The sequence below is a fragment of the Vibrio sp. ABG19 genome, from assembly GCF_029962385.1.
In the GTDB taxonomy this organism is placed as follows: domain Bacteria; phylum Pseudomonadota; class Gammaproteobacteria; order Enterobacterales; family Vibrionaceae; genus Vibrio; species Vibrio ostreae.
The window spans coordinates 1,183,213-1,207,042 of sequence record NZ_CP071707.1 but is presented as its reverse complement, the minus strand read 5'-3'; the positions used below and the strand labels follow the sequence as shown (position 1 = coordinate 1,207,042).

20 protein-coding genes and 1 pseudogene are annotated in these 23,830 nt (G+C 49.9%); 14 read left to right on the top strand and 7 right to left on the bottom strand.

What is annotated here, in order from left to right; genetic code table 11:
- Positions 1 to 61 precede the first annotated feature (61 nt).
- From J0X00_RS05430 to J0X00_RS05410, 5 genes are read left to right on the top strand one after another with little or no spacing between them, the layout of a single operon-like run.
- Positions 62 to 856: an ankyrin repeat domain-containing protein gene (locus tag J0X00_RS05430; RefSeq protein ID WP_282476563.1), complete on the top strand. Its 795-nt coding sequence runs from the start codon at positions 62 to 64 to the stop codon at positions 854 to 856.
- The gene (locus tag J0X00_RS05425) at positions 856 to 1,842 is read left to right on the top strand and encodes a DUF4123 domain-containing protein (protein ID WP_282476562.1); all 987 of its coding nucleotides are present in this window, start codon (positions 856 to 858) and stop codon (positions 1,840 to 1,842) included. Before J0X00_RS05430 ends, J0X00_RS05425 begins: the two co-directional genes overlap by 1 nt.
- A complete protein-coding gene (locus tag J0X00_RS05420; protein WP_282476561.1) occupies positions 1,839 to 2,750 on the top strand; it encodes a DUF4123 domain-containing protein in 912 nt (303 codons plus the stop codon). Before J0X00_RS05425 ends, J0X00_RS05420 begins: the two co-directional genes overlap by 4 nt.
- Positions 2,747 to 7,651, top strand: coding sequence for an AHH domain-containing protein (locus J0X00_RS05415; protein WP_282476560.1), 4,905 nt, complete (start codon positions 2,747 to 2,749; stop codon positions 7,649 to 7,651). Before J0X00_RS05420 ends, J0X00_RS05415 begins: the two co-directional genes overlap by 4 nt.
- 1 nt (position 7,652) lies before the next feature.
- The gene (locus J0X00_RS05410; protein ID WP_282476559.1) at positions 7,653 to 8,180 is read left to right on the top strand and encodes a hypothetical protein; all 528 of its coding nucleotides are present in this window, start codon (positions 7,653 to 7,655) and stop codon (positions 8,178 to 8,180) included.
- Positions 8,181 to 8,377: 197 nt separating this feature from the next.
- Here J0X00_RS05410 and brnQ read toward each other — a convergent pair whose 3' ends face one another.
- Entirely contained in the window at positions 8,378 to 9,682 is a 1,305-nt protein-coding gene (gene brnQ, locus J0X00_RS05405) for a branched-chain amino acid transport system II carrier protein (RefSeq protein WP_282476558.1), read from the bottom strand.
- 498 nt (positions 9,683 to 10,180) lie between these two features.
- Between brnQ and J0X00_RS05400 the strand changes: the two genes are divergently transcribed.
- Positions 10,181 to 10,873 carry an alanyl-tRNA editing protein gene (locus J0X00_RS05400; protein ID WP_282476557.1) on the top strand — a complete coding sequence of 231 codons (693 nt, stop codon included), beginning with the start codon at positions 10,181 to 10,183 and terminating at the stop codon, positions 10,871 to 10,873.
- Between the two features lie 118 nt (positions 10,874 to 10,991).
- On the opposite strand, the gene J0X00_RS05395 is transcribed toward J0X00_RS05400, so the two are convergent.
- Positions 10,992 to 12,290 carry an MFS transporter gene (locus J0X00_RS05395; protein WP_218561973.1) on the bottom strand — a complete coding sequence of 433 codons (1,299 nt, stop codon included), beginning with the start codon at positions 12,288 to 12,290 and terminating at the stop codon, positions 10,992 to 10,994.
- A gap of 240 nt (positions 12,291 to 12,530) precedes the next feature.
- Positions 12,531 to 13,442, bottom strand: coding sequence for a LysR family transcriptional regulator (locus tag J0X00_RS05390; RefSeq protein WP_282476556.1), 912 nt, complete (start codon positions 13,440 to 13,442; stop codon positions 12,531 to 12,533).
- A 116-nt stretch (positions 13,443 to 13,558) separates the two neighbouring features.
- Between J0X00_RS05390 and J0X00_RS05385 the strand changes: the two genes are divergently transcribed.
- The 3 genes from J0X00_RS05385 to J0X00_RS05375 all read left to right on the top strand — a co-directional run bounded on the left by J0X00_RS05385 (position 13,559) and on the right by J0X00_RS05375 (position 15,877).
- Positions 13,559 to 14,953, top strand: coding sequence for a M20 family metallopeptidase (locus tag J0X00_RS05385; protein WP_218561971.1), 1,395 nt, complete (start codon positions 13,559 to 13,561; stop codon positions 14,951 to 14,953).
- 130 nt (positions 14,954 to 15,083) lie between these two features.
- Positions 15,084 to 15,440, top strand: a complete 357-nt coding sequence (locus tag J0X00_RS05380; RefSeq protein ID WP_282477006.1) for a MerR family transcriptional regulator — start codon at positions 15,084 to 15,086, stop codon at positions 15,438 to 15,440.
- Positions 15,441 to 15,499: 59 nt separating this feature from the next.
- A complete protein-coding gene (locus J0X00_RS05375) occupies positions 15,500 to 15,877 on the top strand; it encodes a carboxymuconolactone decarboxylase family protein (protein WP_282476555.1) in 378 nt (125 codons plus the stop codon).
- 313 nt (positions 15,878 to 16,190) lie between these two features.
- On the opposite strand, the gene J0X00_RS05370 is transcribed toward J0X00_RS05375, so the two are convergent.
- Entirely contained in the window at positions 16,191 to 17,657 is a 1,467-nt protein-coding gene (locus tag J0X00_RS05370) for a methyl-accepting chemotaxis protein (RefSeq protein WP_282476554.1), read from the bottom strand.
- 656 nt (positions 17,658 to 18,313) lie between these two features.
- Complete coding sequence (locus J0X00_RS05365; RefSeq protein WP_282476553.1) at positions 18,314 to 18,952, bottom strand: LysE family translocator; 639 nt, start codon at positions 18,950 to 18,952, stop codon at positions 18,314 to 18,316.
- A gap of 198 nt (positions 18,953 to 19,150) precedes the next feature.
- Here J0X00_RS05365 and J0X00_RS05360 point away from each other — a divergent pair, with 198 nt between their 5' ends.
- Positions 19,151 to 20,056 (top strand): LysR substrate-binding domain-containing protein, encoded by a 906-nt coding sequence (locus J0X00_RS05360; RefSeq protein WP_282476552.1) that lies wholly within the window; start codon positions 19,151 to 19,153, stop codon positions 20,054 to 20,056.
- Between the two features lie 47 nt (positions 20,057 to 20,103).
- Here the strand turns inward: J0X00_RS05360 and J0X00_RS05355 are convergent, their stop codons facing one another.
- Together J0X00_RS05355 and J0X00_RS05350 are read right to left on the bottom strand one after the other, a co-directional pair.
- The gene (locus tag J0X00_RS05355; RefSeq protein ID WP_282477005.1) at positions 20,104 to 21,807 is read right to left on the bottom strand and encodes an FAD-dependent oxidoreductase; all 1,704 of its coding nucleotides are present in this window, start codon (positions 21,805 to 21,807) and stop codon (positions 20,104 to 20,106) included.
- A gap of 47 nt (positions 21,808 to 21,854) precedes the next feature.
- Positions 21,855 to 22,040 (bottom strand): DUF2892 domain-containing protein, encoded by a 186-nt coding sequence (locus tag J0X00_RS05350; RefSeq protein WP_282476551.1) that lies wholly within the window; start codon positions 22,038 to 22,040, stop codon positions 21,855 to 21,857.
- A 153-nt stretch (positions 22,041 to 22,193) separates the two neighbouring features.
- Between J0X00_RS05350 and J0X00_RS05345 the strand changes: the two genes are divergently transcribed.
- From J0X00_RS05345 to J0X00_RS05330, 4 genes and pseudogenes are all read left to right on the top strand, one after another.
- On the top strand, positions 22,194 to 22,499 hold the full coding sequence (locus tag J0X00_RS05345) for a metalloregulator ArsR/SmtB family transcription factor (RefSeq protein WP_282476550.1): 306 nt from the start codon (positions 22,194 to 22,196) through the stop codon (positions 22,497 to 22,499).
- Between the two features lie 26 nt (positions 22,500 to 22,525).
- Positions 22,526 to 22,945 (top strand): YeeE/YedE family protein, encoded by a 420-nt coding sequence (locus tag J0X00_RS05340; protein WP_282476549.1) that lies wholly within the window; start codon positions 22,526 to 22,528, stop codon positions 22,943 to 22,945.
- 21 nt (positions 22,946 to 22,966) lie between these two features.
- The gene (locus tag J0X00_RS05335) at positions 22,967 to 23,422 is read left to right on the top strand and encodes a YeeE/YedE family protein (RefSeq protein WP_282476548.1); all 456 of its coding nucleotides are present in this window, start codon (positions 22,967 to 22,969) and stop codon (positions 23,420 to 23,422) included.
- 73 nt (positions 23,423 to 23,495) lie between these two features.
- A pseudogene (locus tag J0X00_RS05330) lies at positions 23,496 to 23,738 on the top strand (efflux RND transporter permease subunit); the annotation flags it as partial.
- Positions 23,739 to 23,830: the final 92 nt, after the last annotated feature.

Sequence of the window (23,830 nt, the reverse complement as noted above, 5' to 3'; positions counted from 1 at the left end):
AGCCGGGAACATGAAAAGTATGAACAGTAAGGTAAAGCCTAAAGCGCTGTTTTCCGGCTCTATGCTCGAAGTCGCCAAGGCGGTTGATCGCGATGATATTGTCCGGGTAAAGCAACTGGCTGGTCAGTTGGACGATATAAACGCTCTGGGTGAGCACGGAGTGACTTTGCTGGTGTATGCGGTGATCGCTGATAAACCTGAGTCCATCAAGGCGTTGATGGAACTGGGCAGTGATCCTGCTATTGATGTGCCGGAGCAAGGCAACGCAGGTTATATTGCGATGTGGCATCCGGATGCAAAAAGTTTAGAGGCGCTGCTGCAGGCAGGAATGGATCCAAATCTGAAGGAGGAAGGAGATGCGCTGATATTCCACTCTCACAATATTGACGAATCTAATTCATTACCTGTGTTGGTGAAATACGGCGCCGATGTCAATGCGCTTAATGAAAAGCAAGAGCCACCTATTTTCGACATGCTAATGGTTCAGTTTAAAAATGCGCTTTATTTACTCGATCATGGTGCCAATGGACATTTTGTCAGCCCTTCAGGTGAATCGGTTGCATATAATGTCGAATTCCAACTGCGTGAATTGGATCCAAAGTCAGAAGCCTATCGGACGATGTTAACCATCAAGGAAAAACTCGTTGCCCAAGGCGTTAAGTTTCCCGCGCTGTCACCCTGGGGCGAACGCTTTGTGCGGGACATTGTTTTCTGTAAAGAGCCTTTGGGTTATCGCCCGCGCAGTGAATGCAAAATTGAAGGCGTAAACCGATTTGTTAAAGAGCCTGCGGAAGAAATTAAACGCCAGGATGAAATGATTCTGAAAGAGCGTTACGAAATCGTGCATGAGTTTTAATGGAACAAACGTCAGTGAGCTTATTTTCACCTATTCCCAGACATCCTAACTCGCTGTTTCCCTTGTTGTCTCAGGCGCAAGGCAAGCAAGTGTATTTACTGTTTGATCAAGTCCAGTTTACGCAAGGCAGGGAATTCTGGGACACGATGAAAAACCGACGTGATGTAGAATGGTATTACTTACTTTCAGGTACTCCACTTGCGTACCTGGAAGAGGGATCACCTGTGCTGATCTCGGTCAGTGATGGTAATCCCGGAGAGACGCTTTATTACTGGCTATGTGAGCATCTGGAAGCCCCGGAGCGATTCGGTTTTATCGGAGTATATGATGGTTCACTGGCAGAGGTGCAGCGTCACTGGCAGAACTGGGTTTACTTTTGGGACAAAAATCAACGCTCAATGATGTTGCGTTTTTACGATATTGCGGCTTTTCCCCTTTGGTACGACATTCTTACGCCAGCGCAAAAACAAAAGTTTAAAGGCAAACATGAATCCATCGCTTTCTGCCAGCGCAGTGATGCGATTGATTTGTCATTATTTCAGTGGCCAGAACTGCCATATGAAGACGACCCTCAAGCCGCTTCGGTTTATCCGCTGCAACTGACTGCGGCGCAACATGAACAGTTTTTATATCCGCAACGCATTGAAAGCCTGGTGGATGAACTATTTCGCCGTCTAGCGCCAGATTACGCATGGCTGTTGCCACAAAGTATGGTTCGCCTGCGATTTCATGAAGGATTGGCGTTAGCCCGACAGCGCTACAACTTAGCAACGTCATTGGAGCGGGAAACCTATGCCCTGTATCGGTTTTACATTGCCGATCGCTTTGATGAACATCCGGAATTCATTCGTCTGATGAGTTTTTATTCTTTACGTGATGCCATTGGTCATTTTTACGATTTCTACCTTGCGCATCAGGAAGACATGAGCGCCTATCGAACAGCGGGCTGGTTAGGGATTGAAGGGAAGGCGAGATTGATACCATGAACGAGCACCTGAAAGGGACGCAAACCATTACCAAACAAGAGTTGCAGACTTTGCTGGCACAGCCGGGCTGGTATTTAATGGCGGAGGCAGCGGTGAATGAATCGCTGTTAAGTGCTGTCCCTGAAGAAAAGTTTGCCCAGCGTCGCCTCTACTGGGATGAAATGGGTCAACAAAATTCGTCTATTTCTCCCTTTTTGCTACCGCTTGAATGCTTTTTCCGGGCCGAGCAAAACATCACGCATGTTGCTCACTGGGGGATTGCTGTGCAGCTGCATGATGATTTTCAGTCGCTGACCACTGACCATCAGATCGATTTGATTCAAAAACATTTCCGCGCCTGGACATTGGTGGTGTTACCTGACGATCAGCAAGTATTGATGCGCCTGACGGACTGGGACATTTTTAATGTGTTATGGCGCTCAACAGATCCGGCGCACTTATCCGATTTACAGGGGCCTTTGAAACGTGTGGCTTACTGGCAGGCGGGTAACGATGCAGTCGCGGTCCGGGAAATGAGCGCCCCGCGCCAAACGAGACCCATGGTCATGCCGAATCGTTTATCTGAACGACAATATCAGGCATTAAGCGCGTGGGGAGATCGTCATGTGTATCAGCAATATCGCACCCACCTCTATCAACATCATCCGCAAACCCAGAACTGGGATGACGAAACGTTCAACCAGTACCTGCTGCGTAATGTGAACAGCGCTCATCAACTCGGCTTCTATCAACAAGCCGACGTGGTGGTGTATTTGAGTATTTCGTTGCTGCTGGGTGAGCAGTTTCATCAGTCAGATTGGGCACAGTCCATTCTTCAATCTCCACAGGTCATCGGCGATAAGAGTCGTATGGACCGATTATTGGCCGAAGCGGTGAATGCTGTAGGCGAGGACGCGACAGAATCATGAGTCAGGGTAAGCAAACTGAATTATTATCGAGCGCTCAAGCGGCTAAACAAAACTTTCAAACGGACAACGTTATCGACGGAGGCTGCGTCGAGTGTGGTTGTGAAGTGTTTGTGCATTACCATTACGATGATGGCCAGCCGATCAGCGATGCCTCGTTTGTACTGACAGACAGTAATCAGGCAGAGATTACGGGGAAGACTGACGCCAACGGCATGTTTAAAGTGCAGAACATGGGATGTGGAGCCTATGACCTGATGTTGGGTGAAGGCAGCGATGAATTTGAGCCGCAACCCAAATGGCAAAATAACCCCGTCTTGCAGGACAACCCGGAATACGCGGTGTTGGCTGGTGAATATTTTGCGCTGTTTACCCTGCTAAGGAAAGAAGGCTGCCTGGTATACGATGCGGATGACAGCAGTGATGAACATGTGGATGTGGATCGTGATACCTGGTTTGTACCGGATGAATACGAAAGTGCGTATGACCGCTTCTGGGAGTTGTCTGAGCAAATAAATAATGGCCCGATATCGCTGCGCCAGGCCGTCAATAAAATGCACAGCAGCCTGGCGGGAGAAATTGCCGGCCGGGCTCAGGACAACAGCGCCATTCTGCTGTTTTGCCAAATTGCGTTGGGCTTTGTTCCTGTGGTCGGGCAGGCTCTGGATCTCTATGACCTGGGCGATTGGGGCTGGCGCACTTATGAAGGTGATAACCTCGATAACTGGCACTGGGGCGAAGGTGCGCTGGTGGCGATTGGTTTTGTTCCGGGCTTGGGTGATGCGGCCAAGAAAACCGGTATGGCGATCATCGATGCGTTAAAGAAATCGGATTCACGAGCGATTCAACTGGCGATCAAGATGATTCGCAGCCTGTCTAACGGCAATATCGTGCAGTACCTTTCAGGGATAGCCAGCACGCTGAAAGAGTGCGGTGCAAAAGCGATACAATTGCTCGAAGACATCATTGCAGGCTTAGAACGCCTGGTAAGCCAGAGCAACAGCTGGATCATCCGGTTAGCTAAAGATGCCTTCCTTGGCTTGATTAACGCCATGGATACGCTGGCTAAGAAAGTGGATGCCATGGTTGACTGGCTGATTACTCAGGTGAATGAATTTATCAGCAAAGTCGTTACCCGGGTTTCCGGTACGCCGGCACGTAAAAATACACTCCGGGACGCTCAGCCGATGAACGCCGGGACGGCAAAACCTGCGCAGCGGCTGGAACCTGAGCAAAAATCGGGCAGTCATGAGCAAAGTGCGAACGATACCCAAAGCCGGGATGCAAAACAGAACACTAACTGCACCAACGAGTGTGGTACTGAACCTATCGATCTGAACACTGGTAAAATGTTTGAGCAGCGCACAGACTTTAGTGTCGACGGTCTGCTGGCGCTTGAACTGACCCGCTATTATCAGTCAACCGGTGAACGCACCTCCGGCATTCTTGGCTCACTATGGCGTACCAACTGGGATATCGCGCTTGAGATTCAGGATGAACAAGTCGAGTTTGTGGATTACGACCATTCCAGAGCCTTGTTTGTATTGCCTGCGGATCAGCAGGAGCGTACCCGATCGATTAGGAAACCCGGCTGGACATTACAACGTGACGGGTTCGATCTGACTCTGACCCATGTGTCGGGCATGCAATATCGTTTTGGGCATGCTGAGGGGAACGCATTAAAACTCAGTGCGCTGGGGGATGCGTTCGGTCATCAGATCGAGTTTCTCTACGACAGAGACATACTGAAAGCCGTTGTGCTGCCTGACGGACGTTACATTAAAGTCAAATCACAACAGCGCCGGGTTGATGCTCTGGTGTTGTTTAGTTCGCAAGATAAGATGTTGGAAACCCTGGTCACTTACCAATATGACCGCAAGGGTTGGCTGACGGCAGTGAGAGCGGCTCCGGGTCGTAACTTTGACTATCACTATGATGATAAAGGTTACTTAACTCGCTGGAATGATTTAGCCCATACCTGGGTTGAGCATGATTTTGACCAGCAGGGCCGGGCAATCGCTACCCGCTGTTCGGGCGATTTCTGGTGGGATAAAGTGCGTTACGACGATGAGCGCCATATTACTTACCACCGTGATGCCTTTGGTGGCGTGATTCAGTATCACCTGGATGAACGTAACCGCGCAGTTAAGGTCGTGGCGGCGGATGGCGCAGAGACATTACAAGAATGGCAAGGTGAGCTGCTGTCGGCGATTGTCAATCCGAACGGTGAACGCACTGAATACACGCACGACGAACTCGGTAATCTCACCTCGGTGACATTGCCTTCCGGTATTGCGCATCAATATCAGTATAACGAAAGCGGGCAACTGACGGCTTATATTAACCCTCTCGGGGCAAGCTGGCTGCTGGATTACCATTCTGCCGGTACACTGCAGTCGGTTACTGACCCGGATGGTCACCAATGGGAGTATGAGTACAACGAGCATGGCTTACGTACACTAAGCCGTGGGCCTGACGGTCTTGCCGTACATTATGACTATGATGATATTGGGCGTCTGATTGGCCTGCGCCCCGAGATGGGCGAGGCGGTGACCTTCACTTATGACGCTTTAGGGCGTTTATCGGCGCGGACCATAGGCGGCCAAACCCGCCGCTGGCGGTATGAAGACACGAAGCGTATACCTGCGCAAGTGGTGTACGAGGATGGCACGCACGCCAGTTTCCAGTATGACATTGAAGGCAATCTGACTAAGGTCACGGATGCGATGGGTAACGCTTCGGCGTTTAGCTATGGCGCATTTGATAAATTGCTGACCGCGACGGACCCGATGGGTGCCGTTACCCAATATCATTACAACCCGATGGCTGAATTTGCCGGTGTGACCAACAGCCAGGGGCATCAATGGCGTTATGAGTTTGATGAATGTGGCCGAATTCATACCGAACGTCATTACGACGGCCGTACTGAATCGTACCGTTATGACTCAGCCGGTAGGCTGGTTGAACACATTAAACCCAACCAGCATGCCTTAACGTACCGCTACAATGCCGATGGTCAGCTGGTCGAAAATCACAGCTTGAATCCGCTTGGCGAGCAGACCGGACGTACCTGGTATGAATACGACGACGCAGGGCGTTTAATCAGCGCAGAAAATGGCGACATTGATGTCGTGATGGAGTACAGCCCCGGCGGGCAACTGCTTCAGGAATGCCTGGGTGGGGTCGCGCTGACACACCAATACGATAAAGCAGGATATCGCCAGCAACTCAGCGGGACACACACACTGCGCCAATACCAATGGCAGCAGGGTCAGCTGGCCGGGTTACAGGTTGGTGACCACCAAGCGCTTAACTTTGCGTACACTCCGATGGGGCTGGAGCAACAGCGCCTTAATGGGCAGGGGTTCCACCTACATCACGACTGGGATGACAGAGGACGCCTGCAGGCCCAGCGTCTGGGCAGCAAAACCCTGACGGGTATGCCGGATGCGCTCAGAGAATATCACTACGACAAGCTTGATCGTTTAGTCGGTATTGATGACAGCCACTGGGGCAGTGAGCGGTTTGAGTTGAACCGCAACGGTCAGATAACCAGCCGTACCCATACGCCGCAAAAAGGCAGCCAGCATCAGTTTGTCACCTTGTTTGGCTATGACAGCGAACTGAACTTAAATGAAACGGCCAGCGCTATACACTATACCGATACTGTGGTGCCCATCAGCCAGGCTGCGTTAAACAAAGCCGCCCGTCAGTATGATAACGCGGGGCGTGTGGTTCAGGTCGGGCGTTTTACTTACCACTACGATGAATGTGGCCGTGCGATTCAGAAAGTGGAACGTAAAGATGGCTTCCGTCCGCAGGCAACGAACTTCAGTTGGGATGAGCACGACCGGCTAATCCGGATTGAACGGCCCAATGGTGAGCGCTGGCGTTACCGCTATGATGCTTTCGGGCGTCGGGTTGCCAAAGAGTGTGAGCGCGGCGCACAAGCCAGTCAGCAGGTGCATTATCTGTACGACGGCGCGCAGGTCATCCAGCAAACGCTGAAAACCGCCAATGGCGAGGCGCTGAAAAGTACCGAATACATCTATGAGCCCGGTTCATTCCGGCCGGTGGCACAGGTCAACACTCACCATCAATTACAGACGGAAAAGCTGCACTATGTGGTGACCGACCACGCAGGCACACCCAGAGAGCTGTGTTCAGAACATGGTGAAATTGTCTGGCGTGGTGAGCAAGGTTTATGGCAAGGTCACCATCAGACATTGCAAAGCAATATCAAACAGTTATTTGAGGATGCCGCTAACGATCCGGTACAGTGTGATCTGCGCTATCAAGGTCAGTTAGAAGATAAAGAGTCCGGCCTTTACTACAACCTCAACCGCTACTATGATGCGGATAGCGGCCAATACCTCAGCTCAGACCCAATAGGAATGCTGGGTGGCTTGCGCCCTCAGGCGTACGTCCACAACCCGATGGAGTGGGTGGACCCGCTGGGGTTGACTGGGTGTTCAACAAAACTCGGTAAAAATATGATGGAATCGATGGGACTACCTAGATCTACTAAATGGGCAGGTTACCAAGCTCATCATGTTATACCTAAGCAGCTGAATGACCATCCTATTCTTAAAAAGATAGAGTACGATATTGATGCTCCAGAAAATGGTATTTTTTTACGAAAAGCGGATGATATGTCAAGTGCTATGGCAAGACACCAAGGTAATCACAATGGTTACACTAAAGCGATAAAAAATGCCTTAGATAAAATAGATTGTAATAGAAGTGTTGAGGATATTAAGAGGCAAGTTGCTAACATACAGAGTGTAGCCAAACAAGAAATGCAAAATGGTTTACCAATAAGATCTAAAGATCTTTCTCGTAATGGTGGAGAAGAGGGTAATCAAGTAGCATTGAAACTATGGAATAATGTTTTAGGAAATTGATATGCATAAATTAAGTGGTGAATTCATTAAAGAGCCAATTTTAAAAATATGTAATAATGAGATATTCGATAGTCATGAATATTTAAAAGATGATCAAGTTCCGATTTATGATCAAGATATGGCTCTAAAATTATTTTATTCTCAGAGTGTTCCAAGTGGTTTTGTGGTTTTTCAAGATAGAATTGAAGATGAAGTTTCTAAGTTTTCTTTAAATGAAAGTTATGATGAGGCCGAGAATTATATAAATGATGTTACTCAGTATCGAACTAAGATATTTAGTGATTTAATGGTAAAATATAGAAAGAAAAAAGTAAAAAAAATAAACAATAAAAGTGAGGACTTTTACTTCGAAGTAATAGATGATTTATACTATATAATGAAAATGTTATCTATTCAAAGATATATAATTGGTTTTGATGAAAATAGCTTGTTAGAAAGGTTTTATGATGTGATCTGTACAGGCTATTTTCCATGTGGGTTGACACAAGAAAATAAATTGTGTGTTTTTGATTTTAAAAATATAAAATAATACCCATTTAAATTTTTGGTGGTTACTATTTTCTTTAACTTTTATATTAAGTGCTAAGGATTATTTTTCATGAAGTACAGAGTATAAAAATCACTACGGCTATAATATTAGAAAGGAGCCATTAGGCTCCTTTGCGCTTTGTTGTTTCTATCACGAACAGGCTCAGCAGAATAACTGAGCCTGTGTGAGTATCGCAATCAACGCTCTGTTGCTAAGCGGGACTGCGCAGTGAATTTGTGCAGGCGAATTGCCGCAGCGAGAACGACGATGGTTGGGACAATCCAACCCGCGTAGTAGCTGTACAGCGGCAGCCACTTGGTCAGAGTTGAGTCCGCTTGTTCAGGCATGCTGCCCAGGATGTGCAATGCATCCAGGCTGCCAAAGATCAGTGCAGTGGCTACGGTCACCAGTACGCCGGATACGGAAATGAAGCGCTTGAGCGGCGCAATCAGCAGCAGTGCGATCGCGATCGGGTGCAGTGCCACAACCGCTGGCAGGGTGATTTTCAGAAGCTGTTCCAGGCCCACGTTAGCCACCAGAGCAGCGATCACCATGCTGACAATCACGCTGTTACGGTAAGAGACTGACGGGAACGTTTTGCTGTAGAACTCACTACCGGCTGTCGTTACACCAATGATGGTGGTCAGACAGGCCAGAACCATGACCGCGCCCAGCAGAACCGTACCGAACACACCAAAGTGCATGGTCGTGAAGGCTGTCAGAATATCGCCGCCGTTGGTGAACGTGGTTGCACCGCCAGCGCTGGTTGCACCGATGTAGGCCAGCGCAATGTAGACTAAGGCCATCGCCACCGCGTACATACCGGCTGCAATCAGGGTGTATTTGGCAATCGCTTTCGGCTGGCTGACGCCCATGCTTTGAATCGCGCGGAAGATAACCCAGCCAAAGCCAATCGAACCCAGAGCATCCATGGTCATGTAACCCTGTGTGATACCTTCAGAGAACGCGTTATTGACGTAGGTGCCGGTTGCCGTGCCAATTTCATGGGCAGGGAACAGCAGAGCGACCACAGACATCACAACCAGAATCGTCAGCAGAGCCGGCGTCAGCCATTTGCCCAGCGTGTCAATCAGTTTGCCTGGATAGAGCGAGAACAGAATCGCTGCGATACAGAACAGAACAGAGAACGGGATCAGGGCGCTGTCACCAAAGAACGGGCTGATGCCGAACTGGTAAGCGACGGTAATGGCGCGAGGTACCACGAACGCCGGACCAATTACGATAAATACCAGAATCCAGAAAGTGGTCGCAATCGGGCGTGGCAGTACAGAAGTCAGGTTATCAGAGCCGCCGACCAGCGCGACGATGACCAGAGCAAAGGCAGGTAAACCTACGCCTGCCAGCAAAAAGCCAGCCATGCCCTGAAACAGATGTTCACCGGCCTGATAGCCCAAAAATGGTGGGAAAATAAGGTTGCCCGCGCCTAAATACATGGCGAAGGTCATAAAGCCCAAAGCGGCAATGTTGCGTGCACTTAACATACTCTTCCTCAATATGTCGGATGGGAAGCGGCTGCTGAGTGAGCGTGGAGGCGTCTCTGCCAGCAACTTCGACCGACAGAAAAATAAAATAGCCTGTCAGCCCCGGTGTAATAGACCCAGTGAGAGCAGGAGGAGCCGATCAGACGCAATCGCTTGTTTGCAACGGTGCAACAGACAAATTGTGGTAGCGGCGAATGACATACTCAGTCCTGGCTGACAGTAAGTTCCGGAGAGTTAATCTCTCCTGTGTGGCGCCGTTATAAACGTATACCCTATAACGTGGCAACCCTTTAACCAGTAAATGGTGGATATTTCTAATTATTTGATTTTGGTTGGAATAATTAACTGATTATCGACTAATTAACCAAAATGAACAACTTAACACTTTTGCAATATTATCTACTTTCCATTCACGCCTGTGCGCAGCAAAAGCAACAGATATTGCTAAGCTTGTGTGATTACATCGGGTTTTATTCTCGAAATGATGAAATTAGGTGCATGTTTTATCGTATTGATTGTAGTCTGTTTTTTGGGCAAAAGGACGTTACCATGACAGAAAAGGTATTCTGGACCAATCCCTATTTAGCTGAGCTCACCTCGCATGTGTCGCGGGTGGACGGTAGTGAAGTAGAGCTGTCACACACCATTTTTTATGCAGAATCCGGTGGTCAGGAGAGTGACCAGGGCACCATCGGCGGTATCGATGTGGTTAAGGCAAGTAAATCCGGCAGGCGGATTATTTATCAGCTAGCGTCGCAGCCGACCTTTACTGTCGGTGACAAGGTTGTGACCGTAATTGACTGGCCAAGACGTTATGCGTTGATGAAGTTACATTTTGCGGCTGAAGTGGTACTTGAAATCTTCATGCAGCGTTTTGCTGATTTCGATAAAATTGGCGCTCATATTTCAGCCGATAAAAGCCGGATTGATTTTGCCTGTCCGCACAGTATCACGCCATTGCTGAACGACATTCGGGCCGAGGCACAGCAATTGATTGATGCTGATCTGGCTATCGAAAGTCAGTTTTCCGATCCTCTGGTTGAACGTCGGTTTTGGAAAGTCGCGGGATTCGCCCAGGTTCCTTGTGGCGGAACCCATCTGCGCCGTACATCAGAAGTGGGTAGGATTGCCCTTAAACGTAAGAACGTCGGTAAAGGCAAGGAGCGGGTAGAGATCCGATTGACCGATTGACCGATTGATTTCGACCGAAAAAAACAAAGCCAGCGTGTTTGCGCTGGCTTTGTTTTTGTAGAGATAAGTTTCGTGAGATGAATGTATGGTGAGTTACTCTCGACTTTAGGTAGTGCGATTAGCGAATACGGAAATGTTTGCGAATCGCCAGCAGGGTAATGGCGCTGACACAGCAGGTGAACAGCATATAGTAACTCGGTGCCAGCAGATCGCCGCTCGCACTGATCGACCACACCAACAGGGCCGGAGTAAAGCTGCCAAATACCGTGGTGGCAATGTTGTAGCTCAGCGCCATACCGGTCGCCCGCACCTGAGTCGGGAACATCTCAGACATCAGAGCCGGCAGGCCGCCGAAATACAACGACTTAAGAATGCTGAGCCAGAACAGTACCGTAGCCAGCGCCATCAGAGTAGCATTGCCGGATAGGAACACAAACGCCGGATAGACACTGACAAAGAACAGACCAGTTGCGATCATCATCAGGCGGGTACGGCCAATACGATCCGACAGATTACCGATAAAGGGAGTCAGCACAGTTAATACCGCGTAGCTGATCAGAGTGCCCCCGTAGCCGATTGAACCGCTCAGACCTAAAAACTTGGTCGCATAAGTCGGCATAAAGATGATCGAATAGGTGACGGAAGTCGACAGCATCATCGCGCCAATATTGTAAACAATGCCACGCTTGTGCGTTTTGAAAAGCTCTGCCACCGGCACTTTAACGTGCTCTTTCTCGGTAAATTCACCCGCTTCTTCAATATGGCGACGGATATACAAACCGACCGGGCCAATCAGCAGTCCGAAAAAGAACGGAATACGCCAGCCCCAGTCTTCAAGCTGCTGGGTGGTCAGCAAGGCGGTTAACACCAGACCAAAGCCTGCGCCCAGCAGGCCGCTCACGCCTTGGCTGGCAAACATAAAGCTGGAAATAAACCCTTTCCGCTGCGGGTATTGCTCAACCAGCATCGCCGTTGCACTGCCAAATTCGCCGCCGGCCGAAAAGCCTTGCAGCAGGCGGGCCAGCAAAATACCGCACGGCGCCCAAAGGCCGATGCTATCGTAGGTTGGCATCACGGCAATCAAAAATGTGCCGGCCATCATCAGCCAGATGGTCAGCAGCATGGCTGACTTACGTCCGGCCTTGTCGGCGTAGCTACCAATCACCAGCGCACCAATCGGCCGGATCAGATACGACATCGCAAAAGTAAACATCGCTAGCATCAGCGACAGCGTTGGGTCGTCGGTCGGAAAGAACAGTTTGGAAATGGTCGCGGCAAAAAAGGCGTAAGCAATAAGGTCAAACCATTCCAGCGCATTACCAATCGATGATGCGATGATCAGTTTATACAGTTTTTTATCTGATGGTTGATGCTGCGCATGAGGCGCACCATCAAGGGTGAGTTCGCTGTCTGACACTGAGTCTCCCTGACATTAAATGAATCATTCCGTTTATGGGATAGTAGGGTTCGATAACCTTTTACACAATTATTCATTTTTTAACGCATTGTTGCTTTAATTAGAAAGCTCGCGTCTCGTTTCAGGGCACAATTTACCTGGCTGGCTGGCTGGCTGGCTGGCTGGCTGGCTGTCTGTCTATCCGTGGCTGGGTGGCCACGGTTTGTTGCTGGTAGATCGCTCTCCGTTACTGAGCGACTGCTATCCGTTACTGCCAGATTGTTGTTGCAACATCCGGGTCAGGAACAGAATAAACTGGGTGACCAGATCTGGTTGCCTCCGGTGTGACATCACCTGGAGCTGAATACTGCGCTGAGCGAGCGAGGGTTCGCGCATCGGTAGCAGCACCAGGCCGTCATGCTGCGCGCGGCGTTTGACCGCCATATCACTGCACAGCGCAATCGCGTGAGGGTTTTCCTTGGTATAGGTGTAAATGGCGCCCATCGCATTGGTGGTCATCGCGGGTACGATTTTGACCCCTTCGATATGACAAGCGAGTTCGAATAGATAATTGAGCGTGGTGCCGGAGTCAGAAAAAGCTAACGGAAAACCAGTCAGATCGTGGACGCTGAGCTGGTTGCGCAGCGCCAGCGGATGACTGGCGGATAACAGGGCGCATACCGGAGAGTGCACCTGTAGCGCGACTTCAACCCCTTGTTCGGGTTGCAGACTGAATGTCAGCGCCGCATCGACTGCTCCTTCTTTGACCAACTGCGAGGCTTTGCCTGAGTCAACTACGCGCAGTGAGAAAATTACCTGCGGATGCTGTTGATGGAACAACGCCGTTACGTAGGGCACAAAGTCCCACGCTAACCCTTCGGGGCAGGCCAGAGTGATGGTTTGTTGCTGAACGCTGTTAAGCCCTTTCATTTCGGTCACGACGTTACTGAGCTCAAGTGCTGAGCGCAGCGAATAAGTATAGAGAATGTCACCGGCCGGTGTCAGTGCCATGCCGCGCGGCTTGCGCTCGAACAGATTGACCTGCAAATGCTCTTCCAGCTGGGTGATCTGGCGGCTGATGGCCGAAACGGCGACATGCAGTTCGTCCGATGCCGCGGAGAGTGAGCCTGTCTTAGCGACAGCGTGAAAGTATTTAAGAGTGATGTCGTGCATGTTTGCTTTCTATTTTTTATAACGTTTAATTGCATTATTAATAATTGTTGCAACGGTAAGCTCATCTTAAGCTAATCCGAGATAAGAAATCGAGTGTTAACATATAGGTAAAGCAGATGAGCAAGACTTCAGGACGCGAGCAGGCGATTCACGCGGCAACACAATCCATTCATAACGGACAGTTCTTTGACACACTGGCGCGTCGCGTGGCGATGCAGACTGAAAGTCAGAACCCGGATGCCGCTGCGCAGTTATCGGCTTATCTGACCGATGAAATGGCGCCGCTGTTTGCCTCACTGGGTTTTGCAACCGAGTTTTATCCTAATCCGGTAGACGGTAAGCCACCGCTGATGATTGCCGAGCGAATGGAAGCTGACGCTTTACCGACTTTACTGCTGTACGGTCACGGCGATGTAACCAATGGTCAGGCTGAGCTTTGGCAGGCGGGTACGCATCCGTGGCAACTGACCCAATCTGGTAACCAGCTGTTTGGCCGCGGCACCGCGGATAACAAAGGCCAGCACACCATTAACCTGATGGCGCTGCAAGCGGTGCTTGACGCACGTGGCGGCAAACTGGGTTACAACGTCAAAATCCTGTTTGAGATGAGCGAAGAAGTGGGTTCCATCGGCCTTGAGCAGTTCTGCCGCGAACAGAAAGATAAACTGGCTGCCGATCTGTTTCTCGCCTCGGATGGCCCGCGCCTTAACGCCAGCACGCCGACCTTGTTTTTAGGCTCGCGTGGCGTGTGTCAGTTTCGTCTGCGTTGTCATACCGGGAACGGTGACCGCCATTCCGGTAACTGGGGCGGCATCATTACCAACTCGGCGATCCGCCTGCAGCATGCGCTGGCGATTCTGGTTTCGGCCAACGGCCGGATCCTGGCTGAGCCACTGAAAGCGCCGCAACCGGAAGGGCTTACCGCCAGCATGATGCAGCAACTGCCGGTCGGCGGTCAGGCGGGCGATCCTGAGCTCAACCCGCACTGGGGCGAAAGCCATTTAACTGATGGTGAGCGCCTGTTTGGTTGTAATACACTGGAAGTGATTGCGCTGGGTGCAGGCAATGTTGCTCAGCCGATTGGTGCGATTCCGCAAACTGCAGAAGCGGTGTGTCATTTACGGATGGTGCCGGGTACGGACTGGCAAAACCTGATCCCGAACCTGAGGGCTTATCTGGCGGCAGCCGGCTTTGAAGATATCGATGTGATCCTGGAAGGCGGTTACAACGCCACCCGACTGGATCCGAACCATCCATGGGTCGGGTTTGCCCGTGAGTCGATGCAGCGTTCACTGCAGCAACCAGTCACCGTTTTACCAAATCTGGGTGGCACCATTCCGAATCACTGTTTTGCTGAAGTGTTGGCATTGCCGACGGTATGGATGCCGCATTCGTATCCATCCTGTAAGCAACATGCTCCGGATGAACACCTGCTGGTGGATGTGGCGGAGCAGGGCCTGGCCGCGGCCGCGGGTCTGTTGTGGGATTTGGGTGAGCAGTGGCCTGTGTGATGGATAACGACCATTCCTGATGACAGCTCCGAGCGACACGGCGGTGTTTATTTGCTGCAGTGAAGATTACTCTTTGTTATGCACAGTGTTTACTGTGCATATTTTTTTTCAATGCTGAAGGAAAGCCATGATGAACATGAAACAGTTCTCGCATCAGGTCGGGCTGTCGCCGCATACCCTGCGTTATTATGAAAAAATCGGTCTGCTGAAAAACATCCGGCGCGACGCAAGCGGACACCGGAGCTACACTGCCAAAGATATCGACTGGATAACCTTTATCATCCGCCTGAAAGAGACCGGCATGCCGCTGGAAGGCATCCTTGAGTATACCAATTATCGTGATCAGGGCGCAGCCACAGTCGGTGAGCGGCAGCATCTTTTGGAGCAGCACCGCACAGCGCTGCAACAGCATATCGAGCAGCAGACTCAGCATCTGTTAGCGCTGGAAGCCAAAATCGAATTATACAAAAACGGAAAAGTGTCTTGACTTAGAGTTCACTCTAACTTGTAAGGTGCCTGTGTCGTTAACCACAGGAGAAGACCTTAATGGACACCACACGATTTGAGCGCGGACTGCAACAACTGACTAAGATCGACGGAGAAGCCGGGCAGAAGGTAATTGAAAGCCTGCAGGACATTTGTCCGGATCTTGCCCGCTACACCATCGAGTATCCGTTCGGTGATATTTACTCACGCCCGGGTCTGGATCTCAAAACTCGTGAAATCGCGACTGTGGCTGCGTTAACCGCGATGGGCAACTGCGCGCCGCAGTTAAAGGTTCACTTACACGCGGCACTGAATGTCGGGTGCACGGAAGAGGAATTGAAAGAGGTGATTATCCAGATGTCAGGTTACGCGGGCTTCCCGGCGGCGCTGAACGGGATGTTTGCTTTGAAAGAGGTGTTAAAGGAAGTACATTCCTGAGTCTTAGTGCGAAAGTTTTATCTACAGAAACCTCTTTGGGTGGGATTGTATGTCGCGCCTTGGCATTTTTAGGTTTAATCAGGGCATGACCTGCAAACCGTTTGCTGATTTAGCGAAGTTGATCAAGAAGTGAATGGTTATACACTCTTTTTCATCTGGTATGGCCTGCGGATAAATACGGAATACCACATACCAGACAACGGACGAGTTGATGTATGAGAGCACGGGCTGACATTAACTGACCGTTGAACCTGAATGAAATAGCCCCAGCTTAGTTTGGGGCTACTCAATACAATCACAGAGTAAAAGCCGCTCAAATCACAAACTGCCTGCTCAACTCGCCGAGAGTCTGCGTTGATACTTGGAGTTTATTGGTCGCATCTTGTTGCTGTTTTGCACTTAATGCCATTTTTTCAGCAGATTGACCTACTTTAGCCATATTCATATGGGCATTTTCAATACTTAAACTTTGCTGGGAAAGGGCGGTTGTGATTTCGTTCATCATCGCCGCAGTCTCACCCATATTAGCGTTATTTTCGGCGACAATGGTATGGATTTTCTCCGCTTGTGCTTGAAGTGCGGCGGAATAGTCTTCGACACTTTGCATACTCTCAGTCGATGACTTAATGTTTTTATCAAGTGCCGTCAGCGTCTTGCCAATTTGTTCGACGCTGGTATTGGTTCTTAGTGACAGGTTCCTCACCTCATCGGCGACCACCGCAAATCCTCTTCCTGCTTCTCCGGCACGCGCAGCTTCAATAGAAGCATTCAGCGCCAAAAGATTGGTTTGTTCTGAAATATCGTTAATCGTTTGCAGAATGCTATGGATGTTACTGATGTCTGCCGCAACCCGGGTAATATTTTGCCCAGTATCGGCAATTTTTTCTGCCAGGTGGGACGCTGCATTGACGGTATCGGATGAAATATCCGACATCTCATGATTCATCTTGGTTGATAGCGTAATATTTTCATTGCACTGATTACTATTAGTGTCGACCTGCGCAACCGCCGTATTTATGGTATCCATCATTTTGGCCATTTGATGCGTGTGCGCGAGATTCTCTTGTATCTCATCACTGATACTGTGGGTCGTAGCAATGAAGTTATGTGTCAGCGATTGCAGATCAGTGATAGTTTGTTTGTTGAGTGCGGTAGTCTCTTGAAATTTCTCGATTATCAGGTTGAATTTTCGACAAAAATCATCGTCTGACCGAAGTGTGACTTTTAAGTTGAGGTTATCTTTTTGTACGATTTCTTTTATTTTTTCCTCAACGTAATCAAGGCGTTTGATACTCAGGCTTCGTGTATAGCAGCCGTACATAGATACAGAGGCTTGAAGAGTAGCAAAAAGACAATGCTCAATCACCATCATAAACGGTGCGTTGGGCTCAAAAATATAAACAGGGAAGCCATTATTCTGCAGCCAGAAAAACAGCAAGTGATGAATGGCAGCAGCAATCAGATTATTCAGAACCATTAGCCAGTCATTAAACAAAAGCATCATACCAAGCAGGATAAATACCTCGAAATGAAGCATGGTCAGGCCAGAGGATTGATCGATATGAAGCGCCACATATCCATACAGCAGGTACGAGATGATATGGCGAAACTTTGGCTTGTTTAACACGCCAATCAGTACGGTTAAGCCAATATTGATTATCAAATCTGTCCATTCAAAGCCAAAAGCAACCATGTAAACAAAAGTAAGCAGAAAAAATGGAGCGGTAATGACAAAGGTTTTTTGCTCGAATCTGAGCTCTTTTTTGAGTGAAATGGACATGTGTTACCTCAAATCAGTGTTCATATGCAAAAGGTAGTGTATTTGCTGTAAAGAGTTGAAAGCGTTATATCTCAAAATATAAAGTCCTGATAGTTTTAGTGGGAATTTTACAGGATTATATTCTGTTTGTGTGAGTTGGCTGCAGCAATCGGGGAAAGATTCTTTACTAGACAGAAAATGTCAAAAAGGCGTTACTGGTGCTTGGGAATAGTCTGCTTGGGAATACATGAATTTTTCAGCCAGACCATGGCTGGAAAGCGGTGAGCTTATACAAGTTTTACCCGGTATCGCTACGCAGAAGCTCCCCGTCCACTTAGTTTATGCCCATCATAAACATCCTTCATCACTGGTACGAGCATATCTGGATTTTTGTACAGAATGGATAGAGAGGTTGAGTGAAATAGTACCAGCAAAACGTGCTCCAAGTTCTTAGGGCTTGGTACCAGCCTAGAAATATTTTCAATATGAAATCTCATTAATCGAGTTAAGCCCTGTCGGTATCACTTTATCTCATGCTTGCCCTGTAGACCGATGGGAAGGATACAGCTCATTTATACTAGAACGGCAAATTCAGGACTCAGGACGAATTTTTAGGTTTTAGGCTCAGGTAACGCCTGTAATCTGCCCGGCGAATACTATCACCTGTGTAAATTCCATCACCCGAGTAACTGCTGCGAGTTATATATCACGCCGCCGCCAGCTACCAGCAATAAGAATCCGGCACATAACCCTTCAATCCAGCGTGAGCTGAAGGCTTGCGTCCACCATTTTGCGCCGAGGATATACAGCGACAGAATGGTCAGATCAAACAGCACCCAGATTGCTGACAGCGTCATCACGCTGGTGGAGAAATTGTGTGTCACGGCAATGAACTGTGGAAAAAACGAGACAAAAAACAGGATGTCTTTCGGGTTCGCAATGCCAATCACAAAGCCTTTGACCAAGCCGCTACGGTGAGCGTTTTGCCTGGCCGGATGTGTGGCTGCTGCGTTCCGGGCGCCTGCATTGTCTATCATTGCCAGCAAGTCACTGATGGCGGTATAGCCAATGTACAGCGAGCCGAGAATACCCAGTAAGTACAGGTAAGCGGGAGACAAATGAACCACGCCAGCCAGCATTAATACCGCGGTGGTCAGCAACAGCAGTGACGCGCCATTGGTGCCAAGCATGGTCATAAATGCTTTGCGCTGACCATGACGTGCCGCGGTAGAGGTGATTAAAGCCACTACAGGGCCGGGGCTGAGAATTAAAAGCAACACGGCCAGGCTGTAACTGGCGAGCAAAGAAAGGTTCATCGGGCGTGGTTTCCTGTGACTGAATCGGGCCGGGCGTACTTTTTATGAGCACATCTGTATGAGCAGCACTCACGATTATCAAGTGTGAGTACGATTCGGCTTGGGAATTAATGGGCTGATTATCCTCAATCAGTCCATTGGTGAAAAACGGAAAAATCTGTATATTATTGTGAGTTAAACTCACAATGGATGATTGCAGTGACCTTACCTCCACTGTACGCGCTGCGCGCATTTGAAGCGGCAGCCCGTTTAGGCTCGTTTTCTAAAGCCGCACAACTGCTCAACGTAACGCCAGGCGCGGTCAGCCGCCATGTGCGCACACTGGAAGAGTGGTTTGAATGTGAGCTGTTTCAGCGTCACGGCCCGAAAGTCACCATCACACCGGCTGGCAATACGCTGGCAACCCAACTGGCTGAAGGATTCCAGAGCCTGGAAAATGCCTGTTATCACTTTGGTCACAACAATCGCAAGCTGCGCCTGAAAGCGCCGTCGACACTGACCATGAGCTGGCTGCTGGATGTGTTGAGTCGTTTTCGTGCGCAGCACTCGGCGCCGCTGATTGAAACTGCCAGTGTGTGGATGGATGTCGACACGGTCGATTTTGTCCGTGAACCTTATGATTGCGCGATTTTGCTCGGTCAGGGCAGTTTTGGCGCCAATACCGAATGTCTGCCACTGTTCGCTGAATGGTTGATCCCGGTTTGTGCTCCGGATCTACTCACTGCAGCGCAGCAGGATCTGACCCGTTGCGAACTGATTCACCCGACCACGGACCGCCGTGACTGGCGGCGCTGGATTGCCCGTACCGGTCAGGTTAAATCTCTCAATCTCAATCAGGGCAAGGTGTTTGACACACTCGAGCAAGGCAATCTGGCCGCCATCAGTGGTCACGGTATCTCAGTCGGTGATTTGTTACTCAGCCTGAAAGCGATTGAAGCGGGGCTGCTGACATTGCCATTTAAGGAAGCGGTATCTACCGGAGAAAGTTATTATCTGGTGTGGCCGAAAGGCAGCGCTAAACGGCAAAACATCGATCTGCTGTATCAGTGGCTCAAGCTGGCAGTGCCGGGGCCGATGCCAGGTGAGGTTGTTTGTCTGGATTAAAAATGCCAGCGCGAACGCTGGCATTTTTGTATTTGCAGGACTACTGATCAGGCAGTGGCAAATTTATAGGTGCGGTAACCGCCAATCAGGTTGCGCGCTTGGTATCCGTTATTGACCAGTTGGCGGTAAGCCACGTTGCCGCGCAGGCCGACCTGACAATAGATGATGATCTCTTTATCTTTCGGCAATTCGTGCATGCGCTGGCGCAGCTGGTCGACCGGGATATTGACCGCGCCCGGCAGGTAGCCGACATTGCTCAGTTCGCCCGGATTGCGCACATCCAGCAGCAATTGATCTTCAGTCAGGTTGTCGATTTCATCAAAATGAATCGCTTTGCCGTCACCTTTGATCAGGTTGGTGGCAACAGAGGCGGCCTGGTTGATGACATCTTTTGCGCTGCCGTAAGGTGGCGCGTAGGTCAGTTCCAGATGTTGCAGTTGCTCGACGGTCATCCCGGCGCGCTGGGCGACCGCGAGAATATCAATGCGTTTATCCACGCCATCTTTACCGACCGCCTGAGCGCCGAAAATTTTGCCGTTTTGCGGATCAAACAGCAGCTTGAGTGACACGGTTTCCGCGCCAGGGTAGTAACTGGCGTGGCTCGCGGTGTGGACATACACTTTTTCATAAGTGATACCGTCACGTTTAAGCTGCTTCTCATTTTTGCCGGTGGAAGCGACCGCCAGGTCGAATACTTTACAAATTGCGGTGCCTTGTGTGCCCTGATAGCTTTCGCTGCGTCCCAACATGTTGTCGGCGGCCATACGGCCCTGACGGTTGGCAGGACCGGCGAGGGGAACCAGAGTCGGTTGGCCGGTCACGAAATCCGTTTCTTCGACTGCATCGCCGACGGCGTAGATACTCGGATCGCTGGTCTGCATCATGGCATTGATTTTGATGCCGCCCAACTGACCGATTTCCAGCCCTGCTAGCTGCGCCAGGCGAGTTTCCGGTTTGACACCGATGGCCATGATTAGAATATCTGTGGTCAGGGTTTCACCATTGCTGAGAGACAATTTCAGCTCACCTTCAAGGTGTTGGTGTTCATCGCTTTCGCCCGCACCAAAGCTGGCGATGTGGTCATTCGGCACGTACTCGACCGCGCTGAGTGCGGTGCCCAGTTTGAGGTCGATGCCTTGGTCACGGATTTCAGCATGGACAAAACCGGCCATCTCACGGTCGACCGGTGTCATCACCTGGTCAGCCATCTCAAGCAGGGTCGTTTTAATGCCCAGTTGCTGGAATGCTTCCATCATCTCCAGGCCGATGAAGCCGCCTCCGACCACGGTCGCGTGCTCTGGCTTATTCATCTGCAGGGTTTTAATGATGCGATCCATATCCGGAATGTTACGCAGTGAATGGGTCAGCGGGTTATTGATGCCCGGAATTTGGGGTACTACCGGGGCTGCCCCCGGGCTGAGCAGCAGAAAGTCGTAGCTTTCTGTGTATTCACTGTCATCGAGCAGGTTTTTTACTGTCACTGTTTTGTCCTGGCGGTTGATGGCAATGACTTCATTCATCACCCGCACATCGACATTAAAGCGTGCCAGGAAGCTTTCTGGGGTTTGCAGCAGCAGTTTGCTTCTGTCCTGAATATCGCCGCCGATATGGTAAGGCAAGCCACAGTTGGCGAATGAAACAAACTCGCCGCGTTCAAACATGATGATCTGTGCTTCTTCACTTAAACGGCGCGCACGGGCTGCGGCCGATGCACCACCCGCGACGCCGCCGATAATCACAATTTTAGTCATCATTTCACTCCAATTTTTAGCCCAACTGACAGTTTACACTGGGCGTACTATTTAAAACCAAGCTTTTTCAGCATGTAAGCTGCCGGACAGATGCCTGTGTAAGCACTTTGTATAAGGTTTGCACCGATAAATACGGTTAACCAGATGAAATTAGGATGCACCAGTGTGGTTAATATCACAGAGAGTAACACCATTGCCCCTGCCACTACTCGAACGCCATTGTCGACTGTCATGACCGTTTCCTCCGTCAATAAACTGTTGTTACTATAGAACCATTATTTAGATAAGTCTAATATTGATTTGTCTAAATAAGTTTTGACTAATTTATGTTTATTAGTATTATCTGATTTAAGTGGTTTTGAGATTGGTCTCTTTGAGGGGGAGTGATGGCAATGGTTGATATAGAGCAGATGAAATCCAGTGCGTCTGAAGTCTCTGAGCTGCTGCGCATTATGGCGCACCCGGAGCGCTTGATGGTGTTGTGCCAACTGACGCAGGGTGAGATTGGTGTCGGGCAACTTCAGAAAAATTCATCACTCAGTCAGTCGGCATTCTCACAGCATTTAACGCTGCTGAGAACGCATCAACTGATCAAAGCCCGTAAAGAATCACAACAAGTGTTTTACTCCCTGGCCGATGGCCGGGTTGCACAATTGATCGGTAGCCTGCAGCACATTTTTTGCGGCGCGTGAGCAACTCATTGGAATAAGAGGACTTTATGACATTTTCCATACCATGGGCGTCTCTGTTGGGAGGCATGTTACTCGGTATTTCTGCCACTTTATTACTCCTGATGAACGGTAAAATCGCCGGTATCAGCGGGATTCTCTCCGGACTGCTCAAGCCTGAGCGGGGCGATTTTTCGTGGCGGATGCTGTTTGCGGCAGGGGTTGTCGCCGGCGGGGTACTCGGTGCTCTGACGCTGTCGGATAATCTGGTTATCGACTATCCGCCGAACGGAGGACTTCTGGCCGCGGTCGGTCTACTGGTCGGTTTAGGAACCCGCTTGGGCAATGGCTGTACCAGCGGCCATGGCATTTGCGGCATCGGCCGTCTGTCGCGTCGATCACTGGTCGCCACGGCGGTTTTCATGCTGGTTGCGGTGCTGACCGTTTTTGTGCGTTTACATCTGATTTAGCAGGCTAAGCAGGATAGAAAAATGAATAACGTATTGTTTCGGTTAACGTCTCTGGTTTGTGGCCTGCTGTTTGGCCTTGGCATGGTGATCTCCGGTATGGCTGACCCGGCTAAGGTCATCGGATTTCTGAATGTGGCGGCACTTTTTGATGCTCAGACTTCGTGGGACCCAAGCCTGCTGTTTGTGATGGGCGGCGCCTTGCTGGTGTTTATGCCGGCGTATTTCTTGGTGATCAGGCCCCGTCGCCGGCCGGTGAATGCGCAGCAGTTTAGTCTGGCGAGTTCGCATCAGCTCGATGGCCGTTTGATCGGCGGCGCCGCACTGTTTGGTCTCGGCTGGGGCTTGGCGGGAGTCTGCCCGGGCCCGGCATTGGCGAGCTTAGCGCTGGGTAACGCTGATGTGTGGGGATTTTTTATTGCCATGCTGGCCGGACTCGGAGTAGGTAATGTATTTATATGGGCCAAAAATGCTCGATAGAGTAAAACGCATGCCCGCTAACCTCGTTACGCTTTGTTGATGCGGATGTCAACGATCATGTCAGTCAGGGGCAGAGTTTGGCGAAGCTGTCATACAGTCAGCGGCCGTACGGGCCAAGCCCATCATGCTCACTGCATTGGCTGCTATGATCGGCGCGATGTTTATACTCGACGATCCTATCTTTAATGGCTTGGCTATCAGTCTGATTTTCGGAATTTTTATTTCAACAATATTAACCTTGTTGGTTATTCCGGTTCTATACTATGTAGTGATGAGAAAACGCTTGGTACCGGCCGTTAACGATAAGACCGAATGACGCAAGCGTTGACACGATAAATCATAAAAACAGAGTACACTTCTTTTACTTGTGTCTGCCCCGCCATTCTGGTGGGGCTTTTTTTCACCTTA

Coding starts and splice junctions, on each gene's coding strand:
- J0X00_RS05430 (WP_282476563.1), top strand. CDS start 62: ATGCTCGAAGTCGCCAAGGCGGTTGATCGCGATGATATTGTCCGGGTA.
- J0X00_RS05425 (WP_282476562.1), top strand. CDS start 856: ATGGAACAAACGTCAGTGAGCTTATTTTCACCTATTCCCAGACATCCT.
- J0X00_RS05420 (WP_282476561.1), top strand. CDS start 1,839: ATGAACGAGCACCTGAAAGGGACGCAAACCATTACCAAACAAGAGTTG.
- J0X00_RS05415 (WP_282476560.1), top strand. CDS start 2,747: ATGAGTCAGGGTAAGCAAACTGAATTATTATCGAGCGCTCAAGCGGCT.
- J0X00_RS05410 (WP_282476559.1), top strand. CDS start 7,653: ATGCATAAATTAAGTGGTGAATTCATTAAAGAGCCAATTTTAAAAATA.
- brnQ (WP_282476558.1), bottom strand. CDS start 9,682: ATGTTAAGTGCACGCAACATTGCCGCTTTGGGCTTTATGACCTTCGCC.
- J0X00_RS05400 (WP_282476557.1), top strand. CDS start 10,181: ATGTTTTATCGTATTGATTGTAGTCTGTTTTTTGGGCAAAAGGACGTT.
- J0X00_RS05390 (WP_282476556.1), bottom strand. CDS start 13,442: ATGCACGACATCACTCTTAAATACTTTCACGCTGTCGCTAAGACAGGC.
- J0X00_RS05385 (WP_218561971.1), top strand. CDS start 13,559: ATGAGCAAGACTTCAGGACGCGAGCAGGCGATTCACGCGGCAACACAA.
- J0X00_RS05380 (WP_282477006.1), top strand. CDS start 15,084: ATGAACATGAAACAGTTCTCGCATCAGGTCGGGCTGTCGCCGCATACC.
- J0X00_RS05375 (WP_282476555.1), top strand. CDS start 15,500: ATGGACACCACACGATTTGAGCGCGGACTGCAACAACTGACTAAGATC.
- J0X00_RS05370 (WP_282476554.1), bottom strand. CDS start 17,657: ATGTCCATTTCACTCAAAAAAGAGCTCAGATTCGAGCAAAAAACCTTT.
- J0X00_RS05365 (WP_282476553.1), bottom strand. CDS start 18,952: ATGAACCTTTCTTTGCTCGCCAGTTACAGCCTGGCCGTGTTGCTTTTA.
- J0X00_RS05355 (WP_282477005.1), bottom strand. CDS start 21,807: ATGACTAAAATTGTGATTATCGGCGGCGTCGCGGGTGGTGCATCGGCC.
- J0X00_RS05350 (WP_282476551.1), bottom strand. CDS start 22,040: ATGACAGTCGACAATGGCGTTCGAGTAGTGGCAGGGGCAATGGTGTTA.
- J0X00_RS05345 (WP_282476550.1), top strand. CDS start 22,194: ATGGCAATGGTTGATATAGAGCAGATGAAATCCAGTGCGTCTGAAGTC.
- J0X00_RS05340 (WP_282476549.1), top strand. CDS start 22,526: ATGACATTTTCCATACCATGGGCGTCTCTGTTGGGAGGCATGTTACTC.
- J0X00_RS05335 (WP_282476548.1), top strand. CDS start 22,967: ATGAATAACGTATTGTTTCGGTTAACGTCTCTGGTTTGTGGCCTGCTG.